4 protein-coding genes are annotated in these 4,092 nt (G+C 62.3%); all 4 read right to left on the bottom strand.

The genetic code is table 11. From position 1 onward, the window contains the following. Window positions 1-438, bottom strand: a 438-nt coding sequence (locus AHiyo1_RS16670) for an MFS transporter (protein ID WP_113990695.1), incomplete at its 3' end; no start/stop codon positions are given. 82 nt (window positions 439-520) lie between these two features. Next, window positions 521-1,555 (bottom strand): TerC family protein, encoded by a 1,035-nt coding sequence (locus tag AHiyo1_RS16675; RefSeq protein WP_059389293.1) that lies wholly within the window; start codon window positions 1,553-1,555, stop codon window positions 521-523. Window positions 1,556-1,734: 179 nt separating this feature from the next. Continuing rightward, window positions 1,735-3,822 (bottom strand): excinuclease ABC subunit UvrB, encoded by a 2,088-nt coding sequence (gene uvrB / locus AHiyo1_RS16680; protein ID WP_059389294.1) that lies wholly within the window; start codon window positions 3,820-3,822, stop codon window positions 1,735-1,737. 41 nt (window positions 3,823-3,863) lie between these two features. Beyond that, window positions 3,864-4,092 (bottom strand): hypothetical protein (locus AHiyo1_RS24870; protein WP_172465619.1); only part of this gene is annotated, 229 nt, incomplete at its 5' end.

Here is a 4,092-nt window from a genome sequence, read left to right on the forward strand (position 1 = left end):
TGCAAGCGATCGTCCGCGGTGCTCCGGTGCGGCGAGATCGACGGCGGCGAATCGCGCCTGGAGGTTCGATGCCGTGCCGAGACCCAGCAGGGCTGCACCAAGGAGGAGCACCGCGAAAGCCCCCGTAGCCGCCGCGACGATCATGAAGATTGCCCCAAGCATCGCGGCCAGGAGACCGGTGACGAGTCCGGAACGGCGCCCCCTGCGCTCGGCAAGACCGGCCAGGGGCAAAGCAGTGACGGCACCGGCGAGCGTGAGGATAGTGGTGACCGATCCCGCCCAGGCGCTCGATCCACTGAGCTGGACGGCAAGCAACGATCCGATGGACAGGGTGGCGCCGTTGCCCACACCGCTCAGCAGTTGTGCGGTGCTCAGCAATCGGACTGTGCGTCGCTGTACTGCTGCCGGATCGAGGGTCATCGGAGAGGTCAACGCCATGCCAAGAGCATATCTCCGCCAAACGCTGAGCCCCGGCCACAGTAAGGGCCGGGGCTCCGAAACGTTCCGCAGTTGACCCGTGTTAGTTGCCGCTGACTTTGTTCATGCTCTTGCGGGAATCTTCTTCGAGCCGGGCATCCAGCTTGGACTTGCTGCCCGCCGGGGTCAGGAGGCTCGCGACAACCGCCACGACGATGGTGCCGAGGATGACCGCGAGGGACACATAGGTCGGGATCTCCGGAGCCCATTCGATGTGGTGGCCGCCGTTGATGAAGGGCAGTTCGTTGACGTGCATGGCGTGCAGGACCAGCTTGACGCCGATGAAGGCGAGGATGATCGACAATGCGTGCTTGAGGTAGATCAGCCGGCTCATGAGTCCGCCAAGCAGGAAGTACAGCTGGCGCAGGCCCATGAGGGCGAAGATGTTGGCGGTGAAGACGATGAAGGCGCTCTGCGTCAGTCCGAAGATGGCCGGAATGGAGTCCACGGCGAACAGGAGGTCCGTCATGCCGATGGTCACGAAGACGATCAGCATGGGAGTGAACAGTTTCTTGCCGTTGACCGTTGTCCGAAGCTTGCCGCCGTCGAACTTCTCCGACATCGGGACAACTTTGCGGATACGGGCGATCAGCGGGTTTTCGGCACCGTCTTCCTCGTCTTCGCCGTTGTCCGTGGCTTGCTTCCACGCGGTCCAGAGCAGGAACGCGCCGAAGATGTAGAAGACCCAACTGAACTGCTCAATCACCACGGCACCCAGGGCAATGAAGATACCGCGCAGGACGAGGGCGATGATGATGCCCACCATGAGCACTTCCTGCTGGTACTTACGGGGCACCGAGAACCGCGCCATGATGATGATGAAGACAAAGAGGTTGTCGATACTCAGGCTGTATTCGGTCACCCAACCGGCGATGAACTGGCTGCCATGCTCCGGGCCGGCAAAGGCGAACATCGCTCCGGCGAACACCAAGGCGAGGGTGACGTAGAAAGCGACCCAGAGGCCTGCTTCCTTCATGGAGGGTTCGTGCGGACGCTTGACCACCAGGAGAAGGTCGACAAGGAGGATGATTCCGAGAACGACGAAGGAGCCGATCTCAAACCAGGCGGGGAGTTGCATCTAAAATGCCTTTCGCAGGTACGCCAAAACGGCGTAAGTCTCTCCGACCTGCCTGCGTCTCCATGCCCGAAGGCAACAACGCTCAAACGGCGATCCGCTAGGCCCGGCGAGGCGTCTGTGCCTTGCGTGTTGACGGACGTAGCGCTTGGGATACTCCCCTACGTAGCCCCAACTTTACCCTAAGCGTGCCCGGCGGACTGCATTTGGCGGAGTTCGCGCTTGAGGTCGCCCACCTCGTCACGGATCCTCGCAGCGATCTCGAATTGGAGCTCAGCGGCAGCCGCGTGCATCTGCTCGGTCAGCTGTTCGATCAGGCCCACGAGGTCTTCGGCCGGCGCCGCGGCCAGGCCATCTTGCCGGACCTTCGAAGCGCCCTTGCCCTTACCGGTCCGGCCGCCCTTTCCGGCTGCGGCCAACAACTCGCGGGTGTCGGCGTCTTCGCGGGCAAGCTGATCGGTGATATCTGCGATCTTCTTGCGCAACGGCTGTGGATCGACCCCGTTGTCCGTGTTGTACTTGACCTGGATTTCCCGGCGGCGGTTGGTTTCCTCAATGGCCTTCGCCATCGAGTCCGTGATCCGATCGGCGTACATGTGGACCTGGCCCGAGACGTTTCGGGCGGCGCGCCCGATGGTCTGGATAAGGGAGGTGGCCGAGCGGAGGAATCCTTCCTTGTCGGCGTCGAGGATGCTGACAAGTGACACTTCGGGCAGGTCGAGGCCCTCTCGGAGCAGGTTGATGCCCACCAGGACGTCGAAGCTGCCCATGCGGAGCTCCCGGAGCAGTTCCACGCGACGGAGGGTGTCGACGTCGGAGTGCAGGTATTGGACCTTGACCCCATGGCCCAGCAGGTAGTCGGTCAGGTCCTCGGCCATGCGCTTGGTCAAGGTGGTGACCAGGACGCGTTCGTCGCGCTCCACGCGCGTCCTGATTTCGCCAAGGAGGTCGTCGATCTGGCCTTTGGTCGGCTTCACGATGACTTCGGGATCGATCAGTCCGGTAGGGCGGATAATCTGTTGGACGAACCCGTCGGCCTTGCCCAGCTCGTACTTGCCGGGGGTCGCGGAAAGATAGACGGTCTGGCCCACCCGTTCCAGGAATTCATCCCATTTGAGCGGCCTGTTGTCCATGGCCGAAGGAAGCCGGAAACCGTGGTCCACGAGTGTGCGCTTGCGCGACATGTCGCCCTCGTACATGGCGCCGATCTGTGGAACCGTGACATGGGATTCGTCAATGACCAGCAGGAAGTCGTCCGGGAAGTAGTCGATGAGGCAGTGCGGGGCCGTGCCGGAGCCGCGGCCATCGATGTGGCGTGAGTAATTCTCGATGCCGTTGCAGAAACCCATTTGTTGCATCATCTCGAGATCGTAGGTGGTGCGCATGCGCAGCCTCTGGGCCTCCACCAGCTTGTTCTGGCCTTCGAGGACCTTGAGCCGCTCCCCGAGCTCGTTCTCGATGGCGGTAATGGCGCGGGACATGCGTTCCGGACCGGCGACATAGTGCGAGGCCGGGAAGATGTACATCTCGGTTTCCTCGCGGATGACGTCGCCCGTTACCGGATGCAGAGTATAGATGTTCTCGATCTCGTCGCCGAAGAACTCGATGCGCAGGGCCAGCTCTTCGTACATAGGGATGATCTCCACGGTATCTCCGCGGACCCGGAACGTGCCGCGGTGGAAGTCCATGTCGTTGCGGGTGTACTGCATGCCGACAAACTTCCGCAGGAGATCGTCCCGGTTCATTTCGGCGCCCTTGGTGAGCGTGACCATCCCGGCGATGTATTCTTCCGGGGTGCCCAGGCCGTAGATGCACGACACGGTAGCCACAACGATGACATCCCTGCGGGTCAACAGCGCATTGGTGGCCGAGTGCCGCAGCCGCTCCACCTCCTCATTCACGGAGGAGTCCTTCTCGATGAAGGTATCCGTCTGGGGGACGTAGGCTTCAGGCTGGTAGTAGTCGTAATAGGAAACGAAGTACTCCACCGCGTTGTTGGGCAGCAGCTCCCGGAACTCGTTGGCGAGCTGCGCGGCCAAGGTCTTGTTTTGGACCATCACCAAGGTGGGCCGCTGCACTTGTTCGATCAACCAGGCGGTGGTGGCACTCTTGCCCGTACCGGTGGCGCCGAGCAGGACGACGTCTTTCTCGCCGTTGTTGATCCTTTCGGTCAGCTCGGCGATTGCGGCCGGCTGGTCACCTGCCGGCTTGAATTCGCTGATGACCTCAAAAGGCGCGACCACACGGTTGATCTCCTGGGCAAGACTCATGAATCCAATGTACCCCCGCCCGCGGACAGTTACTGTCCGCGTTATCCGGTGGAACCGTCACCTCCGCCTGGCCTGGTCCAACCGTCGTCGAGCCGCCCCATGATGGAACGGAACATCTTGACGGCGAACCACACTCCTGCCCCAAGCCAGGCGGTCCATGCCAACCAGAAAGCTGTGCCCGGCACGAGGACGCGCCACGTCGCCGGCTGCGTTCCAGCGACGAACTCCTCGCGGCCGCCGGCAAGGAACCACAGCAGCGCGGCCCCGGCC

The sequence above is a fragment of the Arthrobacter sp. Hiyo1 genome (genome assembly GCF_001263615.2).
Taxonomy (GTDB): Bacteria; Actinomycetota; Actinomycetes; order Actinomycetales; family Micrococcaceae; genus Arthrobacter.